This is a genomic window from Chryseobacterium sp. 22532 (genome assembly GCF_052044665.1).
GTDB classification, from domain to species: Bacteria; Bacteroidota; Bacteroidia; order Flavobacteriales; family Weeksellaceae; genus Chryseobacterium; species Chryseobacterium lathyri.
This window is the reverse complement of the sequence record NZ_JBQENJ010000001.1, coordinates 21,450-42,682: the sequence shown is the minus strand read 5'-3', so window position 1 is coordinate 42,682 and position 21,233 is coordinate 21,450. Positions and strand designations below refer to the sequence as shown.

Genomic DNA, 21,233 nt, shown 5'->3' with positions numbered 1-21,233 from the left:
TGATGCAAATATAAAAGGAATATTAATATCAGGCAAATTTTATCCCCGATTAAAGGCTATTTTTGACTAAAAATGTTGAATCTCAGTAAGAAATATTTTCAGAAAATAATTGAATTAATTCTAATCATCTTCAAATAAATGCCGGAAATAGAGTTCCGGGGATTCTAAAAAATTCTTTGTTAGCTGATAATGCTCTGTTTCTCTATAACTGACCTGTTGAATTTTGTTATCCAATAAATAAATTTCTGCACCGGGATAGCTCATCAGGATCGGGGAATGGCTGGAAATAATGAACTGGGCTTTCCCTGCTTTTTCCAATTTGTGAATGATGGATAATAATGATAATTGCCTTTGTGGCGAAAGAGCGGATTCCGGCTCATCAAGAATATAAAGGCCATTCTGGAAATGATTATGAAATAAGGCAAGAAAAGCTTCGCCGTGGGATTGCTGATGCAGGGATTTTCCTCCATAGGCATTCAGGACTCTTCTGTCTTCTTTGGCTACTTCATCTATATAAGTTGCAAAGTTGAAAAAGCTTTCAGCTCTCATAAAGAATCCCTGCCCGGTTTTCGTTTTCCAGGAGAGTGTAAGATGTTCGGATAGTCCTGATTCGGTTTTGTGGAAATTGTAGTTGTGGTTTCTGCTGCCTCCGGATACATTGAAATCACACTTTTCTGCAATGGCTTCCAGTAATGTAGATTTACCGATGCCATTTTCTCCAACGAAAAAAGTGACATTGCTTTTGAGTTTTAAATCTAAACCATTACTAAGAAAAGGAAGATTAAAAGGAAAATCTTCCGGATGATTGTCTTTTAAGTAAATCCGGGATAGGTAAGGCATTAGAATTATTTTACATATTCTGATTCCATCAAGCAAAATCTATGCAAAATAAAAAAGACCTACATTTCTGTAAGTCTTTTTTGGCTCCTCCTGCTGGGCTCGAACCAGCGACCCTCTGATTAACAGTCAGATGCTCTAACCAACTGAGCTAAGGAGGAATGTCCTTTGTTTTAAGTGGTGCAAATATAGGACGAATATTTATACCGCACAAATATTTTTTAGAAAAAAATCAAAAAAATTATAAACTGCCTGTAAGTGCTTTAAAGATATCACTTCCGAAGATGAGTAACATCAATCCTAAGAGGAAGATAACCCCGATCATCTGTGCGTTTTCCAATACTTTTTGAGGAACAGGTTTCCCCGTAATCACTTCCCACAAAGTAAATAAAACGTGCCCACCATCAAGTCCCGGAATAGGAATCAGGTTCAGGAATGCCAGCCAAACAGAAAACATAGCTGTGAAACTCCAGAATAAGCTCCAGTTAATAGAGACGGCACCATCTTTAGATTTCTGTACCGGCATATTCTTAATGATCGCCAGTGGACCTCCTACTTTCTTATATCCCTGAACTTTCTTGTTGAATACCAGCTTAAACTGCTTCACCTGATACGTTAAGCTTTCAATACTTCTTGTAAATCCTCTTCCGATAGATTGTACAACAGTAAAATGCTGTGTGTTGGCGAATTTTTCAAGCTGTTTGTAAGAAGCTATTCCTAATGTACCTTCCTTAGAAACTTCGAGACTTAGCGGCTGTACAGCGCCAGCTCTTAATACCTCCATATTAATTGCCTTACCTGCATTTTTTATAACAACACCTTGAAGTTCATCATAATAATTAATCTTCTGACCGTTTACCGAAACTACCTGGTCACCTACTTTTAACCCTGCTTCAGCAGTTTTAGGATTCACAATAGTATCAATTACAGGAGCGTATCTTGGATTCAGGAATGCTTTTGGGTTTTCATCTTTAAAAGCGAGTGCTTTTCCGTCATCGTTGGTGTTAAAAGTAACCTCTTTTCCTTTCCTTAAAACAGTTATTTGATCACTTAATAAAATATCCAAAGACAGCTTATCCAGATTGTTCTGAACTTTTCCGTCTACCTTTAAGATCTTGTCTCCATCTTCAAAGCCCATTGCTTTTGCAACATTGGTATAATGCATTGGGGTTTCTACTTTCGTTGTATCAAAAGAAGTTTCTCCGTTGAAGTATGAAAGACTTCCAAAAATGATCCAGGCAAGGAAAAAGTTAACAGTAACTCCTCCCAGCATGATAATCAGTCTCTGCCATGCCGGTTTGGATCTGAATTCCCATGGTTGTGCAGGTTTTTTCATCTGCTCTTTATCCATACTTTCATCAATCATCCCTGCAATTTTCACATAGCCACCGAAGGGAAGCCATCCGATACCGTATTTTGTCTGTTCAGGATGTTTTCTCCAGTCGTTGTCTGAAAGTTTTGATATATCGATAGGAACTTCTTTCTCTTTTCCGTCTACTACGATAGTTTCTGTGTCCGGAAGGTTTTTGGAAAGAAATTTATACTGCCATTTTCCGTTGATCTTCTTCATTGAAAAGATAGAAAACCATGGATCGAAAAACAGGAAGAATTTCTCAGCCCTGGTCTTAAACCATTTTGCCGGTAAAAAGTGTCCAAGCTCATGAAGAACCACTAAAATAGAAATACTTAGTATGAACTGGAAAATCTTGATTGCTAATTCCATTAATAAATTTTAGATTTTAATTTGCAAAGGTAACAATTATCAAAACTATGCCAAATAAAAAAGCCCCTCTAAATGAGAAGCTTTGTCATATATTTAGTGAATTCTACAGGTTGAAAGAAACCCCTATGCTGCCGTTGTTGCCGACTTCTGCAAAAACACCCACTTTCTCGGTGAAAAAGTAACGGGCTCCAATATGGGCTCCGATCCCGAAATCCTTTCCAAGAACACCAATGTCAACACCTGGATAAATATCCCATTTTGCAGGTAAATCAAGTGCTTCATTAAGATGAAAATTCAATCTTCCGAAAACAAAAACACGGTTATCTTTATCATGATCTTTATAATTATCAAAATAAACATTCAGCCCGGCCCCAACGGATATCAGTTTATTCAATCCGTAATCATAGGTTCCGGTAACTCCGGTTCCGTATCCCCAGGCGCTTAGTCCTGCCTGAACTTTTTGGTCGCCTTTACCCGTGTATGCCTGCGCATTGGCTGCAGTACCGAAAAAAGCAATCATCAACACAAAAAACAATTTCTTCATAAACTTTACTTTTTATAAAATGATAATAATGAAAATATCCTCATCAAAAATAGAACCGAAATCAACGGAAAATCGTATTTTTATTGAAGTTATTTAACAAAGTTTATGAGAATTGCAGGACTTAATTTAGATATTGTCTGGAAAGATAAAGACAGAAATTTTCAACTGATCGGAGAACAGCTTAAAGACCAGAAAGCTGATATTTTCCTGCTTCCGGAAATGTTTTCCACCGGTTTCTGTATGGATGCTGCTGAGGTTTCGGATAGAAATGAAGAATCCCTGGAATTTCTGAAAAAAATCTCAAAAGAAAAAAATGTAGCTATTTGCGGGAGCGCTCCGGTAGAAGAAAATGGTAAATTTTATAACAGAATGTACTTCGTACAGCCTGATTCTGAAACCGTTTTCTATGATAAAAGGCACCTGTTTTCTTTCTCGGGAGAAGATAAAGTGTATACGCCCGGAGATAAAAGAGTTATTGTAAATTATAAAGGCTTCAGGATTTTATTGCAGGTCTGCTACGATCTCCGTTTCCCGGTTTTTGCAAGAAATAATGATGATTATGATGCTGTTCTATACGTAGCCAACTGGCCGGAAAAAAGAGTGGGAGCCTGGGAACACCTTCTGAAAGCCAGGGCAATAGAAAACCTGTCTTTTGTTTTTGGGTTAAACAGAATCGGGACAGATGGGAATGGTCTTTTTTACCAGGAAAGCTCACATTGTTTTTTTGCAGATGGGAGAGAAATTTCACAAAAGAATGGAAATATCATTTCTGCAGAACTGAATATGGAGGAACTGAAAGATTTCAGGCAGCATTTCCAGTTTTTGAATGACAGAGATAATTTTGAGATCAAAATTAAATAATTCGAAAGTTAAGATTTTTAATATTTTTTGATTTTTATTGAATGTTTTGAAATGTTTTTTATTTTCTCAAAAGTATATTGTAATTTTTTTTAATTTTAAATATATAATTAGAAAGAATAATATATGAATAAAAAACTACTGTTTGTTGTCTTCTGTGTTTTGAATTTGGTGATGAACGCGCAGGAAAATACACGTAATCAAGAAAATGATATTGCTGAATTTCAATTGGAAGATGGATCTTCATTTAAAGCAAACTCTGTGAACGCAGTTACTAAAACTATTAATGTGGGACAAATAATAGTCCACAACAGAATATCTGCATTTCAATATACAACACAGGCAGGTGAGAAGACGAAAGAAATAAACTCTAAAGATGTAAGAAAGATTATTTATTATAATGGTGATGAAATTTCTCAAATTCAGGAAAAAATTAAAGTAAAAACGGTAAATAAGAAAGGAGATCTTTCAAATGATACAGCCGAAACGTTCGAATACTTACTCTATGACGGTAAAATTAAATTATACAGTTCAAATGTATTTGAGTGTATGGGATTGAATGCATGCTATTATACTCATTCAAACTTTTATATCCAAAAAAGTGGTGAACCTTACACGGTTTTGGCAGTAAAACAAAAGAGTCAGTTCAATTCTAAGATGGGATCATCCATTGAAAATATCGTTGATGCTTTCAGAGCAATTGGCGGAGATTGTAGTTCATTTAATCAGTATTTAAATTCTTTTGAGAAAGAAATGATGCAGGAAAAGCATTTGGATAAAACTTTACAAAAAGAATATCAGGAAATTTATAAAACTACTTTACAAGAAGTAAAAAAGGATAGAGTGCAAGCCAAAAAATTATTTTATATCGTTGGAGATAAAATACAAAACAGGCAGGCTGAAATTTACATTGGAATCATAAAAGAGTATGAGAAGAATTGCCCGTAAATATACTGGTAATTCGTTATAAAAATCCCAGGTATTTTACGAATCGAAACGGATTCTATTCTCAATTATCTGTGTAAATCTATGAAATATAAAAATAAAAAAAACTGTGAAAAATCACAGTTTAAGAATATTGTTTAAGCAGTTCCGTGAGTGTATTCACATCATGTACGCCGCTTTCTTTCCATAAGAGTTCTCCGTTTTTAAAGACTGCCAGAGTCGGGACTCCACGTACACCATATTGTGCAGCAAGAGCAGGATATTGGTCTACATCTACTTTGATGATTCTTGCTCCTTCACCTATATTTTCCTTTACGGTATTTAACACTGATGACTGTACTTTGCATGGCTGGCACCATGTGGCAAAAAAGTCAATAAGTACAGGTCTTTCCGAATTAATGATTTCTTGAAACTTTTGTGACATAGTTTTGGTTTTTTATTTAAACCATTAAGATTCAGTAAATAAATCTTAATGTATGACATTTTTATTTTCCGGACTGTTTCTCGTCCTGAATTGCTTTTACATTTTGCAAGCTTGTACCATCATAAGCTTCCACCCCATTTTTCTTTAAGATTTCCATAGCCTGATCGGCCTGAATGCCTTTGTTGCAGAAAACAACCACTTTCTTGCCTTTAAGCGAATCCATATTGTTCTGTATTTCAGCTAGTGGAATATTGATTGCGCCTTTTGCAGTTCCTGCTTCATATTGTTCAGGAATTCTTACATCGACTAAAGTAACATCAGGGCTGTTGACCATTTCTCTGATGTCAACCTTTTGTGTGAGGCTGGTACTTGTTGTTTTACAACTTGTTAACGTTAGAATAATAGCAATGAAGTATCCTGCAACCTTTCCTTTTATCATCTTACAATGTTTTTGATTGGCAAACAAAATCTGTTGTAGGCAATTTTTCTATCTTTTTGATGCCGTTGAAGCCACCTTCTATTTCAGTAAAATTTCTGATTCCGTGTGAGTTAAGTATGCTTGCTGCAATCATGCTTCTGTATCCGCCGGCACAGTGAAGGAAGAAATGTTCAGAATCATCAATGGTTTTTACCCAGTCGCTGATGATATCCAATGGCTTGTTAAATGCGTTGTCAACATGTTCAGCAGAATACTCACTTAATTTTCTTACGTCAATAATTTTGGCATTTTCAGTGAACTGTTCTGCAAATTCTGCAGGAGAAATTCTTTTGACCTCATCAATTTCTTTACCTGCATTTTTCCAGGTGTTGAAGCTTCCGTCCAGGTACCCTAAAACATTATCAAAACCTACCCTGCTTAATCTTGTGATTACTTCTTCTTCAGTACCTTCATCACTTACAAGCAGAATTGGGTGTTTTACATCTACGATCATATTTCCTACCCAAGGGGCAAAATCTCCCTTAAGGCCAATGTTGATCGAATTCGGAATGAATCCTTTATGGAATTCTGCAGGGCTTCTTGTGTCTAAAATCAAAGCTCCGGTTTCTTCTGCCAATGCTTCAAAATCTTCTGCAGTAACAGGATTTAATCCTTTGTTCATCACTACATCCAGACTTTCATATCCGCCTTTATTCATAGCGACGTTCATTCCGAAGTATTTCGGAGGAGCAGTAAGACCGTCAAGGACTTCTCTGATAAAAGATTCTTTGTCCGGCTGATTAAGGGCGTAATTCGTCTTTTTCTGATTTCCTAAAATATCTACCGTTTCCTTCTGCATATTCTTTCCACATGCTGACCCGGCTCCATGTGCAGGATATACCGTAATGCTGTCGTTCAAAGGTAAAATTTTAGTCTGAAGGCTTTCATAAAGAATGCCTGCAAGATCCTCCTGGGTAAGATTAGTTGCTTTTTGTGCCAGGTCGGGTCTTCCAACATCACCTAAAAATAAAGTGTCTCCAGTAAAAATAGCAGTCTCAGTGCCATTTTCGTCAATTAAAAGGTAGGTTGTACTCTCCATTGTATGTCCCGGAGTATGCAATGCTTTTATTTTTATTTTTCCGATTTCAAAAATCTGGTTGTCTTCAGCAATGATCGCTTCAAATGCAGGTTGGGCAGTAGGTCCGTATACAATAGGAGCTCCTGTTTTTTTGCTTAGATCCAAATGTCCTGAAACAAAATCCGCATGGAAATGGGTTTCGAAAATGTATTTTAAAGTAACATTATCTTTGTCAAGGCGATCCAGATAAGGTTTAACCTCTCTTAGAGGATCAATAATCGCAGCTTCATTCTCTGATACAATATAATAGGCACCCTGAGCCAGACAGCCCGTATATATTTGTTCAATTTTCATTGGGATCTTTTTTAAATTTTAGATAAAGATACAAAGTATTAGATGAAATGTGAATGAATTGTTAAATTCAGACGATAGTTTCTTTCAATATTCATAGGCTGGTAGATATAAAACCCTTTGTTTTCAAATGAAAAGCCGGAAGTGAAGAATCGCTATTTGACACAACTGTTTTTTATCATGTCTGAAAAATAGAAATAATTATGTAATGCTATTACTTGCACCTTTTTTTAACCAATTTTTGAAATTTATAAAAGATGGAGAGAAAGACCTCTGCTGAATAGATCATTAATATTATTTTAATGACCGAATATTTTATAAAATATTTTATATTTATCAGTTAAAAAAGATCAGATGGCAGATAAAACACAATTTATTGAAGAACTAAATGCAAAATACACTCCGAAAGGAGAACACATTATATTAGGAAAAGGAATGCTGGACGGAGAAGTAGTACCGGAAGTTAACGTTACAATTCCTTTGAAAACCATTAACCGTCACGGTCTTATTGCGGGAGCAACAGGAACGGGTAAAACGAAAACGCTTCAGGTATTTGCTGAACAGCTTTCCCATGCAGGAATTCCTTCTTTGGTTTTGGATATTAAAGGAGATTTTTCAGGAATAGCTGAAGCGGGGCAAATGAATCCTGTAATTGAGGAGAGATATGCTAAAACACAGCTTCCTTATAATCCGCAGGCCTTTCCGGTAGAACTGATGAGCATATCAGGAGGAAAAGGAGTGAAATTAAGAGCTACTGTTACAGAATTTGGCCCAATTTTATTAAGTAAGATCCTGGAGCTTAATGATACTCAGCAGAGTATTATGTCTATTGTTTTTAAATACAGTGATGATAAAGGGCTTCCGTTAATTGATCTCAATGACTTAAAAAAAGTCTTGCAGTATGTAACGGATAATGCTCAGGGAAAAGCTGAACTGGCGGCTAACTACGGCTCTATAGCTCCGGCTTCTTTAGGAGCAATTTTAAGATCTATTGTTGCGCTGGAACAGCAGGGCGCAGCTAATTTCTTTGGCGAATTAAGCTTTGATGTTCATGACCTTCTTGAAACCAGAGATGGAAAGGGAGTCGTGAATATTTTAAGGGTGTCGGAAATTCAGAATAAGCCACAATTGTTTTCTACCTTTATGCTTTCGCTCTTTGCCGAAATTTATATGACTTTCCCTGAAGAAGGAGACAGCGGAAAACCTAAACTTGTCCTTTTCATAGATGAAGCTCACCTTATTTTTGATGAATCTTCAAAAACTTTGCTTTCACAGATCGAAACAATGGTCAAGCTGATCCGTTCTAAAGGTGTCGGAATCTATTTTATCACGCAGATTCCAGGTGATGTTCCTGAAAATATTTTGTCACAGCTTGGACTGAAAATACAGCATGCCCTGAGAGGTTTTACCGCAAAAGATAAAAAAGAAATTACCAAAGCTGTCGAAAATTACCCAACGACAGAATTTTATAATGCATCGAATCTGATTCAGAATCTTGGGATCGGAGAGGCTTTTATAACGGCTTTGGATGAAAAAGGAATCCCGACACCTCTTGTTCATACTTATCTGATTTCTCCGGAATCAAGAATGGATGTTCTGAATGACGCTGAAATTTCAGAACTGACTGGAAATTCTTCTTTGGTCGCTAAATATGAACAACCTGTGGATAAAGAATCTGCTTACGAAATATTGACCAACAGAATGGAGCAGGCAGCTCAAAACTCAGCGCCGACTCAGAAGACAAAACCTGTAAAAGAAGAACCGGGAATGTTTGAACAAGTACTTCAAAGCAAGGCCGGAAGGACTTTTACCAGTACTTTGATGCGGGAAGGAGCAAAAGCTTTGCTGGGAATGTTCGGGCTTGGCGGAAGAAGGAGATAGTATTTAAAATAAGTTGATAAACTGATTTGTTATGAAAAAGAACATCAGTTTTATGGTGTTAAATTGGTTGTCCTGAAGCTGTTTTATGAGTGGCCTCAAGGTGCGGTTTACTTTTTTTGACATATTTTTTGTTATTTTAGCAGGATTACCTTTACGGGTAAATATTTAATTTAAAAATAGCAGTATAACTACAACTCAATGTATTCAATTATAGATATAGAAAGTAATGGTGCAGGTTATAGACATGAATGCATTATAGACATAGCCATCTACAGGTATGATGGTCAGAAGATTACGGACCAGTTTATATCTCTTGTCAATCCCGAAAGTGATATTACCCCGTTTGTGCAGAAACTGACAAACATTACGCCTAAAATGGTGAAAACGGCTCCAAAATTCCATGAAATAGCTAAAAGAATCATTGAGATTACTGAAAATACGACTTTGGTAGGCCATAATATTGATTTTGATTACAGAATGCTGCGCCAGTCTTTCAAAAGACTTGGTTATGACTTTCAGACCAATACCTTAGATACCATTCCTTTGGCAAAAAAAATGATTCCCGATGAAGTAAGTTATTCATTGGGTAAGCTGGTGAAATCGCTCGGTATTCCATTGACGAACCATCACAGGGCTGAAGGAGATGCAAGGGCAACGCTGGAGCTGTTCAAGCTTTTAATATCAAAAGACACTGAAAATGAGATCATCCAGAAGCAACATGACGAGACCAATGCAAAAACATATATTAATAAGATCAAAGTTCTGACTCAGGATCTTCCCAACGAAAAAGGTTTTGTCTATTTCCAGAACGAAGCCGGAAAAATCATGCTATCAGATTACGTTCAGGATATCAATAAGTTTTCAAAAAAAGTCTTCAATTCCAAGTCTAAAAAATGGGAACAGATTCAGAAAGATGTTGAACAGATTAATTATGAGCTTACAGGAACAGATATTATTGCAAAACTGATCCTTAATTCCAAAAATATCAAAAAAAGAGAAGTATGTCCGTTCGGACTTTACTTTAGGAATAATAAGTACATAGTTGAAAAAAATAAACTGAATAAAACGGAAAGGCCTATCCTGAAATTCAGATCATTTACCCAGGGAACAAAAGCGGTTCAGTTTATTGGCTTGCAGGAAGAATTTAATGATGTCAATGTTTTCCTCAAAAAGATAGATTTCAGAAAAAGAAATGAACTTTGGCTCGGTCAGGGAAGAAAACTGGGTGAGAAACTGTTTCTGATTATTGAAAACGGCAGGGTAGTTTCGTATGGCTTTTATGAACTGTTTACACAGATACAAACCCTCAGTAAGCTTTCAAAACTGAAAATAGACCTGCCTCTATCTTCTACAGATCTCCATAATGATCTCCAGCTTGCCCTGCTTCGTGGTGATTTTGAGACGTTGCCATTGCCAAAATAATAGAAGAATTAATACTTTACAAGTTTTTGTCAGGAAAAAAATGCTTTTCAAATGAATTTCCTTGAAATAAAAAATAAATAGTACTTTTGCAAAAATAAAAAAGAAGCAATGCAAAATTTTAAACAAATTAAAACTGGAAAAAAGGGGGCTGTAAAGTTCTCTAAGGTTTGGAATATTTAAAAGAGTTGTCTTGCATAAAAATAATTAATGTGGCAGGCTCTTTTGGAAGAATCTGCCTTTTTTTATGTTAAAATCAAATTATGAATTCAAAAGATTTGCTACAGATTGCCAATGAATATGGCACGCCAGTGTATGTTTACGATGCTGAATCTATTAAAACCCAATACGAGAAGCTTACATCTTCTTTCTTAAAACACACGAAGTTCTTTTATGCTGCCAAGGCGTTGACCAATATCAACATCTTAAAGTATGTTAAGAATCTGGGCGCATCTTTGGATTGTGTATCAATAAATGAAGTAAAACTTGGGCTGAAGGCCGGATTCACTAAAGAAAAGATCCTTTTCACGCCAAACTGTGTAGACCTTGCCGAAATTGAAGACGCAATGAAGCTGGGTGTTCACATTAATATTGATAATATCTCTATTCTTGAGCAGTTCGGGAATAAATTTGGAAACTCTTATCCGATCCTTGTAAGAATCAACCCACATATTTTTGCAGGAGGAAACTACAAAATTTCAACAGGACACATCGACAGCAAGTTCGGGATTTCTATTCACCAGGTTCGCCATATCGAAAGAGTGATGAAGAGCACCAACCTTAATGTGGAGGGTCTTCACATGCACACAGGAAGCGAGATTAAAGATCCGGATGTTTTCCTGCAGGCATTAGACATTATGCTGGAACTTTCCGAGCATTTCCCTAACCTTAAATATCTGGATATGGGAAGCGGGTTCAAAATTCCTTACCAGGACAGCGAAGAAGAAACAGATGTGAAAACCTTAGGTAAAAAAGTAGAAAAAGTATTGTCCGAGTTCACAAAATCTACAGGAAGAAAGTTTGAACTATGGTTTGAGCCCGGAAAATTCTTAGTAGGAAAAAGCGGATATCTTTTGGTAAAAGCTAATGTGATCAAGCAAACCACGGCTACTGTATTTGTAGGAGTGAATTCAGGGTTTAATCACCTGATCCGTCCGATGTTCTATGACTCTTACCATAAAATCGAGAACCTTTCAAATCCAAAAGGAGCGGAAAGAATCTATACGGTAGTAGGGAACATCTGCGAAACCGATACTTTTGCCTGGGACAGAAAACTGAATGAAGTAAGAGAAGGTGATATTCTTGTTTTCTATAATGCCGGAGCGTACGGTTTTGAAATGAGCTCAAACTTTAATTCAAGATTAAAACCGGCAGAAGTCTTATTCTTAGACGGAAAAGCACATCTGATCCGTAAAAGAGATGAATTTGAAGACCTGTTGAGAAACCAGATAGAAGTAATTTAAAATCAAATATAAACTTATAGAAGCTCTGCAGATTACTGCAGAGTTTTTTTGTTTGTTTTAAAGCATTTTACTGTAATCAAAAGAGCTTTAATGTGTTGAAATTTTAATACTTTTTAGGAATAGAAATTATAATTTATTAGCTAAATTTGAGAGAGGTAAGAATTTTAAACACTTCCCATTCACGATCCTTTCGGGATTCCTTAACTAAAATAAACACCAAAAAATACTAATTATGGCTAAAAACATAGCAGAGCAGATTGTTGAAATGCTCGAAAATGCCAATGTGAAAAGAATTTATGCAGTAACCGGCGATAGCCTTAATCATCTTAATATTGCTGTTAAAAAAAGCAGTATTGAATGGATTCATGTAAGGCATGAAGAAGTAGGTGCATATGCGGCCGCGGCAGAAGCAGAGCTTGATGGGTTTGCAGTATGTGCAGGGAGCTGTGGTCCGGGACACGTTCATCTGATCAATGGAGTTTATGAGGCACATAAATCCCACGTTCCCATGCTTGTCATCGCTTCCACGATCCCAAGTGATGAAATGGGAATGGATTATTTCCAGGAAACAAATACTATAAAGCTGTTTGATGATTGCAGTCACTACAACCAGATGATCACAAGACCGGAGCAGGTACAGAGAACGCTTCAGACCGCCATTCAGCATGCCATCTCAAAAAAAGGTGTGGCAGTAATCGGGCTTCCGGGAGATGTGTCGGAACTTGATGCCGAAGAAGGGCCTACGTCTGCCCAGATATTCAGGACCCATCCCGTAATAAGACCTTCCGATGAAGAATTAGAACAGCTGGCTACCTTGGTTAATGAAAGCAAAAAAGTTACCCTTTATTGTGGAATTGGAGCAGGAGAAGCGAATGCTGAGGTTGTAGAACTATCGAAGTTTCTAAAAGCTCCGGTAGGCTATTCTTTCCGTGGAAAAATGGCCATTCAGCCTAATAACCCTAATGAAGTGGGGCTTACAGGGCTACTGGGATTTCCGTCAGCCTATCATGCGATGCACGAAGCAGATCTTGTTATTCTTTTAGGAACCGATTTCCCGTACCAAAAATTCATGCCTGTAAAAAACAAAATTGTCCAGATCGATGAAAGTCCTGAAAGATTGGGAAGAAGAGCAAAACTGGAACTAGGTCTGGCAGGAGATGTAAAAGAAACTATTAAAGCCCTGCTGCCGTTGCTGCAAGAAAAAACAGATGCTCATTTCCTTAATGAACAATTGGCATTTTATGAAAAAGTAAAAGAAACTCAGTTTGCTTACGTGAAAGACTTTGGAAAAGAAAACGCCATACAGCCTGAATATGTTGCACATACTTTAGACCGGTTGGCTAAAAAAGATGCCATTTTCACAGTAGACACAGGCATGTGCTGCGTGTGGGGAGCAAGGTTTATTACAGGAACAGGCGAAAGAAAAATGTTGGGCTCCTTCAACCATGGATCAATGGCGAATGCTATGCCGATGGCTATAGGTGCCTCTTTGGCTCACCCCGACAGAGAAGTGATCGCTATGTGCGGAGACGGAGGAATTTCAATGCTCTTGGGAGATATGGCAACCATATTTCAGTATAAGCTCCCGGTAAAACTGATCGTTTTCAATAACAGAACCCTGGGAATGGTAAAGCTGGAAATGGAAGTAGGAGGAATGCCGGATAATGAAACCGATATGATTAATCCGGATTTTGCAATGGTAGCACAGGCTATGGGATATCCCGGAAAGAATGTTCATAAACCTGAAGAGGTAGAAGATGCCATTAAAGAATGTCTTGCTTATAACGGGCCTTATCTTCTTAATATATTTACCAATCCAAATGCACTGGCTCTTCCCCCGAAAATAGACTTTGATCAGGTCGTGGGAATGACAAAATCTATGGCCCAGCTGATGCTTGGCGGTAAGATGGAAGAGGTTCTGGAAACTGTGAAATCCAATTATAAACATATTAAAGGACTGCTGTAATGAATGCTTCCTTAAAAAAGTTTTATATAATCGCGTGGTTATTCGGGCTGGTGTTTTATTTTCTGGATTATGTGGTCAGGTCTGCACCGGCAGTCATGATTCCGGAACTGGTCAATAATTTCAGTACAACAGAACTGAAGCTTGTCAGTCTGATCGGAACGTATTACTATACTTACTCTACCTGCAGCCTCATCGCGGGGATGGCTTTGGATAAATTTGGCGGCAAAAAGTCACTTTTTGCAGGCGCTTTAATCCTGGGGATAGGCTGTTTGCTGTTTTTAGCTTCTTCCTATTCTGGTGGCGTGGCTGGAAGGCTGTTGCAGGGAGCAGGATGTGCTTTTGCATTTCCTGGCTGTGTTTATCTTGCAAGTAAAGGATTCTCTTCCAAATCTTTGGCAACGGCTGTTGGATTTACACAATGTATCGGAATGCTCGGCGGGACGGCGGGACAGTTTATCGTGGGGCCGTGGGTAGAAGAAGGGGTAAATATAGACACCTTCTGGCTTTGGTCGGGTATTATTACAGTTATTACAGCATTTTGCCTGTTCTTGGTAATTCCCGGTGAAAAACAATCTGAAGTACAGCCTGGCGATGCTGTTAAAAAAGTTGGATATCTAGAGCCATATAAAATTGTCTTTAAAAATCCCCAATCCTGGCTCTGTGGCATTATTTCAGGGTTACTATTTGCTCCTACCACCATATTTGCAATGACATGGGGTGTTGCATTCTTCGAAAAAGATAAAGGCTTTATGTTTCATGATGCTGCCATTACCAGTGCAATGGTTGCTTTCGGATGGGTATTCGGGTGTCCGCTTTTAGGTTTTATTACAGATAAAATCGGAAGAAGGAAACCTGTTTTAATCGGAGGAGCAATCCTGATGATCTTCAGTTTTCTGCAGCTGCTGTATCTTCCGGAATTGTATCCGGCCAAAATAAGCATGTTTATTTTTGGCCTTGGTTCCGGGGCTGCCATGATCCCGTATTCTATCATTAAAGAAGCAAATCCTGATTATGTAAAAGGAAGTGCAACCGGAGCAATTAATTTCATCACCTTTGGAGTAACTACCTTGGTGAGTCCGGTATTCAGCAGATGGTTTGGGAAAAGTTTAGAGGATTCTTCAGGAGAAATGCATTTTCAGTCTTCCCTGTTATTCTGGATTGCAGGGATTGTTCTTGCAGTTTTGATTTCACTCTTGTTAAAAGAAACAGGAAGTAAAGCACAGTTACAGACTTTAAACGCTTAAATGAATTTCAATAGTTTATGGAAAACTTCAGGTGCAGCCCTGAAGTTTTTCTTTCTTGGAAAGCGTTTAAATAAGTAAATTTGTTAAAGCAATTTAATAACTCATGAACAGTTTATGAAAATTTTTACATTAGTGATGGCTCTTCTTGTGGCAAACTTTACATTTGCCCAACAGGATGTTGAAGAAAGGGATGATAACCCGATTACGGAAATCAATAAAAATCTTCTAAAAATAGATATCAAAGAACCTCTTTTACAGGTGGTGGTGAAAAACTGTAACGATTTCAAGCCGGCAGCCTTTGAAGGCGGTGTAACGGTTTATAAAGAAACCTTGCAAAAATTTATGTACGATTACCTGAATTCAGATTTTTATGTCCTGAACGGAGATTTTACATTTACTCTCACCGTTGATCAGACCGGAAAAGTGACCCATATTGAAGGAACTCCTAAAGTAGCCAACAGCACTTACTTTTTTGATGATATGAAATATGTAGTAAGAAGAATCAAAAAGAACTGGATTCCTGCTTCGTGTAGCGGTCAGCCTGTTGCTTCACAGATCAAAATTAAAATGCATTTCTCTTCAATCGCTACAGATTTATAAACTACTCAGATGAAAAAATACCTTTTATTATTACTTTTACTATGTATCGGAATTAAAAGCTTTTCTCAAAATACGTCCCCGGTAGAAGTAGCTTCATATACCCAGAAAGCTAAATTCTCCGGTGGTGATGAAGCTTTCCGGAAACAATTTATGGATATGCTTTACGCTTATGTTGATACCCAAAGCTACGCCATCAATGGTAAAATAACTTTTTTAATCAATATTTCACCGGAAGGTAAAATGAACAAGCTTGACGTTGTCCCGAAGATCAAAAACAGTGAAATGTTTATTGATGATGTAAAATATGCTATGAAGAAGATCAAAGGAAAATGGACGCCGGCCATGTATGGTGATACTCCTGTTGATTCTAAAATGATCATCAAGGTTAATTTCAGTACCAATGCATATGACCATGATTAGAATGCTGTTTGCATTATTGGTTATATTTTCCCTGAAGTTATCAGGACAGGAAGCTGTGCAAAATTCTTCGAAAGAAGCTATGCCGGGAGGAATGAACAGTTTCAGAGCAGAAGTGGCTAAACAAATCGATCTCAGTGGTTTCGTCTGGACGCAGCCCTTTAAGCTCGTAGTAAATTTCTCCGTGAGCAAAGAAGGAAAAATGGAAAATATAAAGCTGCAGGAGTCTTCCGGAAATGATGAATTTGACCAAAGGATCATAGACGGAATCAAAAGGATGAGAAAGAAAAAATGGACACCTGCAAAGAGATATGGAGAGCCGGTTGAATCTTTTTATACCCTTCCGTTAAACTTTAATCCTCCGAAATAATCCCCTGCCATTCTGTCACAATATTTTGTATCTTTGCAGACTAATTTGTTTGGGATTTAAAATTCATCACGATGCTTTGAAATTTAAATGCTGAGCATTGAACTTTTAAAACGATTATTGTGCAGGAAAAATATATAGACGAAACAAAACAGGGAGAAGCTTTTGCTATCGCTGAAAGACCTGAGAATTCTAAAAAGCTCTTTTTAGAAAGCTATGGCTGTCAGATGAACTTTTCTGATTCTGAAATTGTTGCATCTATTCTTAATGAGCAGGGGTACAATACAACCCTGAAAGTAGAAGAAGCAGACCTTATCCTTTTAAATACATGCTCCATCCGGGAAAAAGCGGAGCAAACCGTAAGAATGCGTCTTTCACAGTTCAAAAACCTGAAGAAAGAGAAACCTAATATGACGGTAGGAGTTTTGGGATGCATGGCAGAAAGATTAAAAACCAAATTTTTGGAAGAAGAGCAGCTGGTAGACCTTGTGGTAGGGCCTGATGCCTACAGGGATCTTCCCAACCTTCTGAAAGAAACAGAGGACGGAAGAGACGCCATCAACGTAATCCTTTCAAAAGAAGAGACCTATGCAGATATCAACCCTGTACGCTTAGGCGGAAACGGGGTTACAGCTTTTGTAACCATCACCAGAGGTTGCGATAATATGTGTACCTTCTGTGTAGTTCCTTTTACCAGAGGTAGAGAAAGAAGCCGCGATCCGCATTCCATCATTAAAGAATGTAAAGACCTTTTAAATAACGGATACAAAGAGATCACCCTTTTAGGGCAAAACGTAGACTCATACTTATGGTACGGAGGAGGCCCGAAAAAAGATTTCGTTAAAGCTTCCGAAATGCAGAAAGCTACGGCTGTTAATTTTGCACAACTGCTTGATTTAGTAGCTAAAGCTGTACCTGAAATGAGAATCCGGTTCTCTACTTCAAATCCTCAGGACATGAGCCTTGAAGTGTTCAGAATGATTGCAAAACATGATAATATCTGTAAATATGTTCACCTTCCTGTACAGAGCGGCAGTAACAATATGCTTCTGGCTATGAACAGGCAGCATACCCGTGAAGAATATTTGGATTTAATTAAAAAAGCGAAGGAAATTGTTCCTGATATTGCTTTTTCACAGGATATGATTATCGGTTTCTGCAATGAAACAGAACAGGATCACCAGGATACCTTAAGCCTGATGAAAGAAGTGGAGTATGACTATGGTTATATGTTTGCTTATTCCGAAAGACCGGGAACGCCTGCCCATAAAAAAATGGAAGACAATATTCCTGCTGACGTCAAACAAAAGCGTCTGGCTGAGGTTATTGCCCTTCAGGGAGAATTATCCAGAAAAAGAATGGAATCTTATGTAGGAAGACATCATCAGGTCCTCATCGAAGGGATATCCAGAAAAAATAAAAACCAGTGGAAGGGAAGAAACTCACAGAATGCAGTCTGTGTTTTTGATATGCTTGAAGGCCAGAAAATAGGTGACATTGTGGACGTTTTTGTCTATGGCAATACACAGGGCACACTTTTAGGAAGAACAGCGGAGTAATTTTAAAGTTTTCCTGAAAAACTGGCAGTCTTCAATATGACCAGGGGACAAAGGGGTTTGACTATAAAGAAGAGAAACTGGCCACTATAGAAAAACTGCAAAAAAGAAAAAATATCTTCCGAAACTAAGATGAACGGTTATATTACCGTAAGATTTTTAGTAAATTGTGAAGGAAAAACAGGACTGTCAGGGTTCAGCAGATGAATACAGATCTTAAAGAAACAGGTCCGGATAAAGAATTGGAAGACAGACTGCTGCGGTTTACGAAATCGCTGGACGGCTGGATGCCAAAAGAGAAAAAAGGTTTTAAAGCAGGCTATTATCAGTATTTAACCTATAAAATTGAAAATGGAAAAGTTTCAGAGGTATTACCTTAGCTTTTTGTTACTTATCGTTTACACCAATACTATTGCGCAGGTCAACTGTAATGCAGTAGAGGGTGAGGACTGCAAAAAAGCTTGTGAACTATACAACTGGGCTTCAGACAGGCAAGGAAGCAGGGAATACCAGGAAGCCTTTGATAAAGCGATTGGGCTCTGCCCCGATTTCTCCAGTTCCTATATGGAGAAAGCCGTTCCCTACCTTAAAAACGGGGATTTTGTAACCTGGAAAATACTTATTGATAAAGCTGTTGCTGCAGATCCTAAAATGCATTTAGGGTACAGAGGCTGGTACAAATTCCAGTTTTTGCGGGATTATAAAGGGGTAATCCGGGATTTAGAAGAATTAAAAAAATATTATCCTGAGGATCTGGGAAGATCTTTAAACGGAGACTATCATTTAGAGGTGGTGAAATCCTTGTCTTACAGTGCTTTAGGACAGAAAGAAAAAGCGGTCGGGATCATTGAAAACCTTTTGGCTTCCAAAGGGTACTTTAAAGGGATGTACGACCACTACCAGTTGGGGGTAACCTATTTTGAGCTTGGCAGATATGACAATGCCTTAGAGAATTTTGAAAAACAAAGCAAAGAAAACAACTTTGCTGAGAATATATACTTTAAAAGTAAAGTTTCTAAAATCAGGAACAAAGATTATTTGGATTTAAAAAAGTTAGCATTAATGACTTATGATGAAGGAAAGACCATGAAAGATGTCTACACTCATCACTTCAACAAAATCTACAGAAAACAGATCAAGGAGCTGTAGATTATTAAATCAATAATCAAAAATTTACTTATGAGCAACGACTTACAAAACATAAAAAACCGCTTTGGAATTATCGGGAACTTCCCGGCACTGAACCGCGCTTTAGAAAAAGCAATCCAGGTTGCGCCTACGGACATTTCCGTCCTGGTCATTGGAGAAAGTGGTGTTGGAAAAGAATTTATCCCGAAAATCATTCATTCAGAATCCAAAAGAAAGCATCAGCCCTATATTGTGGTCAATTGTGGAGCAATTCCGGAAGGGACCATTGATTCTGAGTTATTTGGCCACGAAAAAGGAGCATTTACTGGAGCTACAGCAACCAGAAAAGGATATTTTGAGGTAGCAGATGGCGGAACCATCTTCCTTGATGAGGTAGGAGAGCTTCCCCTGCAGACCCAGGTCCGTCTTTTGAGGGTGCTGGAAAGCGGTGAATTCATGAAAGTGGGTTCCTCTCAGGTTCAGAAAACCAATGTGAGAATTGTGGCAGCTACCAACGTGAATATGATGAAGGCTATTCACGACGGAAGATTCCGTGAAGACTTATTTTACCGTCTGAATACTGTGCAGATCGACATGCCGCCTTTACGGGAAAGAAAAGGAGACATTCACTTGCTATTCAGAAAATTCTCTATAGACTTTGCAGAAAAATACAGAATGCCGGAACTGGAACTTGAGCCAAGTGCCGTTCATTATATTGAAAATTATAGCTTTCCGGGAAATATCCGCCAGCTGAGAAACCTGGTAGAGCAGATGACCGTAGTGGAAAGAAACAGACAGGTAACAGTTGAAAAACTGGCTGAATATATCCCTATGGAAACCCATTTGCCGATGGTCGTGAATAATCAGAATGCCCAAAAGCAGAATGATTTCGGAAGTGAAAGAGAAATTATGTACAAAATTCTCTTTGACATGAGAAGTGATATCAACGACTTAAAATCACTTACCTCAGAACTGATCAAAAACAGAGGAACCGCTGATCTCAGCAATCAGGAGAAAAATCTGATCAACAGGATCTATTCTGCAGAGCAGACACAGCCGGTGAGCCAAAATTCACTGCTGTATTTCGAGGACAAATCACCGGGAGTACAGTCTGCACCTACCATCATTTCAAATGCTGACGACAGCTATGAAGATATTGAAGATATAGAAATAGAAGAAAACAGACCTGAATCCTTATCTCTTCAGAATAATGAAAAAGATTTGATTATCAAAGCATTGGATAAGCATAAGGGACGCAGGAACAGGGCGGCAGACGAGCTTGGTATTTCACAAAGAACTTTATACAGAAAAATAAAACAATATAACTTAGAAGACTAACGGAGATGAAGAATTTGGAGCTACTCACCCCCCGTAGAAAGCATTTCCTAGCTTATAATTATTGCATGCGGGATAAGAATACTGTTTTCCATACCTTTGGGGATCTGTATGAGGATGTAGTCTGTAAAGATGTATTAGAGAAATAAAAAAGGTATGAGTAAATTAAAAATAATATTTGGGTTTGTAATTCTTTCGCTGTTTCAGCAGTGTTACTCTTTTACAGGATCATCATTGACAGACGAAAAAACCGTCCAGATCAATGAATTTCCGAATAATGCAGCGCTGGTGAATCCTACCCTTTCCCAGCAGTTTTCTACAGATATCCAGAACAGATTTCTGCAGAGAACCACATTAAAAGGAACAAAATCAAATCCTGACATTCTGATAGAAGGTGAAATTTCAGACTATAATTTTTCGCCGACTACGATCAGCTCCAATACACTGACAAACCCTTCGGGAGGCGTTGTACAGCAGGCACAGAACAAGCTGACCATCAGTGTAAAAGTGCATTACGAAAATAAAATACATCCGGATTCCAGTTTTGACAGAACCTATTCGGATGAAGTGGTTTACAACAGCGACCTGAGCCAGAGCCAGATAGAAACTTCCCAGGTAAAACTTGTAACAGATAGAATTATTAATAAGATATTTAACGATATTGTAGCCAATTGGTAAG

At 37.9% G+C, this 21,233-nt stretch carries 21 protein-coding genes and 1 tRNA gene; 15 read left to right on the top strand and 7 right to left on the bottom strand.

Annotated features, from left to right (window positions below; translation table 11 throughout):
• Positions 1–120 precede the first annotated feature (120 nt).
• From ACTJIV_RS00210 to ACTJIV_RS00195, 4 genes are all read right to left on the bottom strand, one after another.
• Positions 121–840: an AAA family ATPase gene (locus ACTJIV_RS00210; protein ID WP_223557797.1), complete on the bottom strand. Its 720-nt coding sequence runs from the start codon at positions 838–840 to the stop codon at positions 121–123.
• A gap of 81 nt (positions 841–921) precedes the next feature.
• Positions 922–998 (bottom strand) — tRNA-Asn (locus tag ACTJIV_RS00205).
• Between the two features lie 80 nt (positions 999–1,078).
• A complete protein-coding gene (gene rseP / locus ACTJIV_RS00200; RefSeq protein ID WP_440624890.1) occupies positions 1,079–2,560 on the bottom strand; it encodes an RIP metalloprotease RseP in 1,482 nt (493 codons plus the stop codon).
• Between the two features lie 103 nt (positions 2,561–2,663).
• Positions 2,664–3,104 carry a DUF6646 family protein gene (locus tag ACTJIV_RS00195; RefSeq protein WP_440624888.1) on the bottom strand — a complete coding sequence of 147 codons (441 nt, stop codon included), beginning with the start codon at positions 3,102–3,104 and terminating at the stop codon, positions 2,664–2,666.
• A gap of 105 nt (positions 3,105–3,209) precedes the next feature.
• Between ACTJIV_RS00195 and ACTJIV_RS00190 the strand changes: the two genes are divergently transcribed.
• The gene (locus ACTJIV_RS00190) at positions 3,210–3,965 is read left to right on the top strand and encodes a nitrilase family protein (protein WP_440624886.1); all 756 of its coding nucleotides are present in this window, start codon (positions 3,210–3,212) and stop codon (positions 3,963–3,965) included.
• 123 nt (positions 3,966–4,088) lie between these two features.
• The gene (locus ACTJIV_RS00185; protein WP_223557793.1) at positions 4,089–4,910 is read left to right on the top strand and encodes a hypothetical protein; all 822 of its coding nucleotides are present in this window, start codon (positions 4,089–4,091) and stop codon (positions 4,908–4,910) included.
• A 121-nt stretch (positions 4,911–5,031) separates the two neighbouring features.
• On the opposite strand, the gene ACTJIV_RS00180 is transcribed toward ACTJIV_RS00185, so the two are convergent.
• The 3 genes from ACTJIV_RS00180 to ACTJIV_RS00170 form a co-directional block, all read right to left on the bottom strand.
• Positions 5,032–5,331 (bottom strand): thioredoxin family protein, encoded by a 300-nt coding sequence (locus tag ACTJIV_RS00180; protein WP_034701246.1) that lies wholly within the window; start codon positions 5,329–5,331, stop codon positions 5,032–5,034.
• Between the two features lie 61 nt (positions 5,332–5,392).
• Positions 5,393–5,770: a rhodanese-like domain-containing protein gene (locus tag ACTJIV_RS00175; protein ID WP_440624884.1), complete on the bottom strand. Its 378-nt coding sequence runs from the start codon at positions 5,768–5,770 to the stop codon at positions 5,393–5,395.
• A 1-nt stretch (position 5,771) separates the two neighbouring features.
• Entirely contained in the window at positions 5,772–7,181 is a 1,410-nt protein-coding gene (locus ACTJIV_RS00170) for an MBL fold metallo-hydrolase (protein ID WP_336378076.1), read from the bottom strand.
• Between the two features lie 351 nt (positions 7,182–7,532).
• On the opposite strand from ACTJIV_RS00170, the gene ACTJIV_RS00165 reads away from it, so the two are divergent.
• The 13 genes from ACTJIV_RS00165 to lptE all read left to right on the top strand — a co-directional run bounded on the left by ACTJIV_RS00165 (position 7,533) and on the right by lptE (position 21,232).
• Entirely contained in the window at positions 7,533–9,059 is a 1,527-nt protein-coding gene (locus ACTJIV_RS00165) for a helicase HerA-like domain-containing protein (protein WP_223557790.1), read from the top strand.
• 198 nt (positions 9,060–9,257) lie between these two features.
• Complete coding sequence (locus ACTJIV_RS00160; protein ID WP_223557789.1) at positions 9,258–10,481, top strand: 3'-5' exonuclease; 1,224 nt, start codon at positions 9,258–9,260, stop codon at positions 10,479–10,481.
• A gap of 260 nt (positions 10,482–10,741) precedes the next feature.
• The gene (gene lysA / locus ACTJIV_RS00155) at positions 10,742–11,941 is read left to right on the top strand and encodes a diaminopimelate decarboxylase (RefSeq protein WP_174772310.1); all 1,200 of its coding nucleotides are present in this window, start codon (positions 10,742–10,744) and stop codon (positions 11,939–11,941) included.
• Between the two features lie 232 nt (positions 11,942–12,173).
• Entirely contained in the window at positions 12,174–13,907 is a 1,734-nt protein-coding gene (locus ACTJIV_RS00150) for a thiamine pyrophosphate-dependent enzyme (protein ID WP_440624882.1), read from the top strand.
• Complete coding sequence (locus ACTJIV_RS00145; RefSeq protein ID WP_440624881.1) at positions 13,907–15,151, top strand: MFS transporter; 1,245 nt, start codon at positions 13,907–13,909, stop codon at positions 15,149–15,151. Before ACTJIV_RS00150 ends, ACTJIV_RS00145 begins: the two co-directional genes overlap by 1 nt.
• A 114-nt stretch (positions 15,152–15,265) precedes the next feature.
• The gene (locus ACTJIV_RS00140) at positions 15,266–15,751 is read left to right on the top strand and encodes a hypothetical protein (RefSeq protein WP_440624880.1); all 486 of its coding nucleotides are present in this window, start codon (positions 15,266–15,268) and stop codon (positions 15,749–15,751) included.
• A gap of 9 nt (positions 15,752–15,760) precedes the next feature.
• Positions 15,761–16,171, top strand: coding sequence for a hypothetical protein (locus ACTJIV_RS00135; RefSeq protein ID WP_440624878.1), 411 nt, complete (start codon positions 15,761–15,763; stop codon positions 16,169–16,171).
• Positions 16,158–16,538: an energy transducer TonB gene (locus ACTJIV_RS00130; RefSeq protein WP_440624876.1), complete on the top strand. Its 381-nt coding sequence runs from the start codon at positions 16,158–16,160 to the stop codon at positions 16,536–16,538. Before ACTJIV_RS00135 ends, ACTJIV_RS00130 begins: the two co-directional genes overlap by 14 nt.
• A gap of 119 nt (positions 16,539–16,657) precedes the next feature.
• Complete coding sequence (gene miaB / locus ACTJIV_RS00125; protein ID WP_223557783.1) at positions 16,658–18,094, top strand: tRNA (N6-isopentenyl adenosine(37)-C2)-methylthiotransferase MiaB; 1,437 nt, start codon at positions 16,658–16,660, stop codon at positions 18,092–18,094.
• A gap of 200 nt (positions 18,095–18,294) precedes the next feature.
• Positions 18,295–18,471 (top strand): hypothetical protein, encoded by a 177-nt coding sequence (locus ACTJIV_RS00120; RefSeq protein ID WP_157963354.1) that lies wholly within the window; start codon positions 18,295–18,297, stop codon positions 18,469–18,471.
• Positions 18,443–19,240 (top strand): hypothetical protein, encoded by a 798-nt coding sequence (locus ACTJIV_RS00115; protein ID WP_440624874.1) that lies wholly within the window; start codon positions 18,443–18,445, stop codon positions 19,238–19,240. Before ACTJIV_RS00120 ends, ACTJIV_RS00115 begins: the two co-directional genes overlap by 29 nt.
• Before the next feature lie 30 nt (positions 19,241–19,270).
• Complete coding sequence (locus tag ACTJIV_RS00110) at positions 19,271–20,557, top strand: sigma-54 interaction domain-containing protein (protein ID WP_223557780.1); 1,287 nt, start codon at positions 19,271–19,273, stop codon at positions 20,555–20,557.
• Between the two features lie 153 nt (positions 20,558–20,710).
• A complete protein-coding gene (gene lptE, locus ACTJIV_RS00105; protein ID WP_111953663.1) occupies positions 20,711–21,232 on the top strand; it encodes an LPS assembly lipoprotein LptE in 522 nt (173 codons plus the stop codon).
• The last annotated feature ends 1 nt before the right edge of the window (position 21,233 follow it).

Excerpts from the sequence above, each read along its gene's own strand:
- ACTJIV_RS00210 (WP_223557797.1), bottom strand. The coding sequence starts at position 840 with ATGCCTTACCTATCCCGGATTTACTTAAAAGACAATCATCCGGAAGAT.
- ACTJIV_RS00165 (WP_223557790.1), top strand. The coding sequence starts at position 7,533 with ATGGCAGATAAAACACAATTTATTGAAGAACTAAATGCAAAATACACT.
- rseP (WP_440624890.1), bottom strand. The coding sequence starts at position 2,560 with ATGGAATTAGCAATCAAGATTTTCCAGTTCATACTAAGTATTTCTATT.
- ACTJIV_RS00175 (WP_440624884.1), bottom strand. The coding sequence starts at position 5,770 with ATGATAAAAGGAAAGGTTGCAGGATACTTCATTGCTATTATTCTAACG.
- ACTJIV_RS00145 (WP_440624881.1), top strand. The coding sequence starts at position 13,907 with ATGAATGCTTCCTTAAAAAAGTTTTATATAATCGCGTGGTTATTCGGG.
- ACTJIV_RS00120 (WP_157963354.1), top strand. The coding sequence starts at position 18,295 with ATGAATACAGATCTTAAAGAAACAGGTCCGGATAAAGAATTGGAAGAC.
- lysA (WP_174772310.1), top strand. The coding sequence starts at position 10,742 with ATGAATTCAAAAGATTTGCTACAGATTGCCAATGAATATGGCACGCCA.
- ACTJIV_RS00180 (WP_034701246.1), bottom strand. The coding sequence starts at position 5,331 with ATGTCACAAAAGTTTCAAGAAATCATTAATTCGGAAAGACCTGTACTT.
- ACTJIV_RS00150 (WP_440624882.1), top strand. The coding sequence starts at position 12,174 with ATGGCTAAAAACATAGCAGAGCAGATTGTTGAAATGCTCGAAAATGCC.
- ACTJIV_RS00130 (WP_440624876.1), top strand. The coding sequence starts at position 16,158 with ATGACCATGATTAGAATGCTGTTTGCATTATTGGTTATATTTTCCCTG.
- ACTJIV_RS00140 (WP_440624880.1), top strand. The coding sequence starts at position 15,266 with ATGAAAATTTTTACATTAGTGATGGCTCTTCTTGTGGCAAACTTTACA.
- ACTJIV_RS00110 (WP_223557780.1), top strand. The coding sequence starts at position 19,271 with ATGAGCAACGACTTACAAAACATAAAAAACCGCTTTGGAATTATCGGG.
- ACTJIV_RS00160 (WP_223557789.1), top strand. The coding sequence starts at position 9,258 with ATGTATTCAATTATAGATATAGAAAGTAATGGTGCAGGTTATAGACAT.
- ACTJIV_RS00115 (WP_440624874.1), top strand. The coding sequence starts at position 18,443 with ATGGAAAAGTTTCAGAGGTATTACCTTAGCTTTTTGTTACTTATCGTT.
- ACTJIV_RS00190 (WP_440624886.1), top strand. The coding sequence starts at position 3,210 with ATGAGAATTGCAGGACTTAATTTAGATATTGTCTGGAAAGATAAAGAC.
- ACTJIV_RS00135 (WP_440624878.1), top strand. The coding sequence starts at position 15,761 with ATGAAAAAATACCTTTTATTATTACTTTTACTATGTATCGGAATTAAA.
- ACTJIV_RS00185 (WP_223557793.1), top strand. The coding sequence starts at position 4,089 with ATGAATAAAAAACTACTGTTTGTTGTCTTCTGTGTTTTGAATTTGGTG.
- ACTJIV_RS00195 (WP_440624888.1), bottom strand. The coding sequence starts at position 3,104 with ATGAAGAAATTGTTTTTTGTGTTGATGATTGCTTTTTTCGGTACTGCA.
- lptE (WP_111953663.1), top strand. The coding sequence starts at position 20,711 with ATGAGTAAATTAAAAATAATATTTGGGTTTGTAATTCTTTCGCTGTTT.
- ACTJIV_RS00170 (WP_336378076.1), bottom strand. The coding sequence starts at position 7,181 with ATGAAAATTGAACAAATATATACGGGCTGTCTGGCTCAGGGTGCCTAT.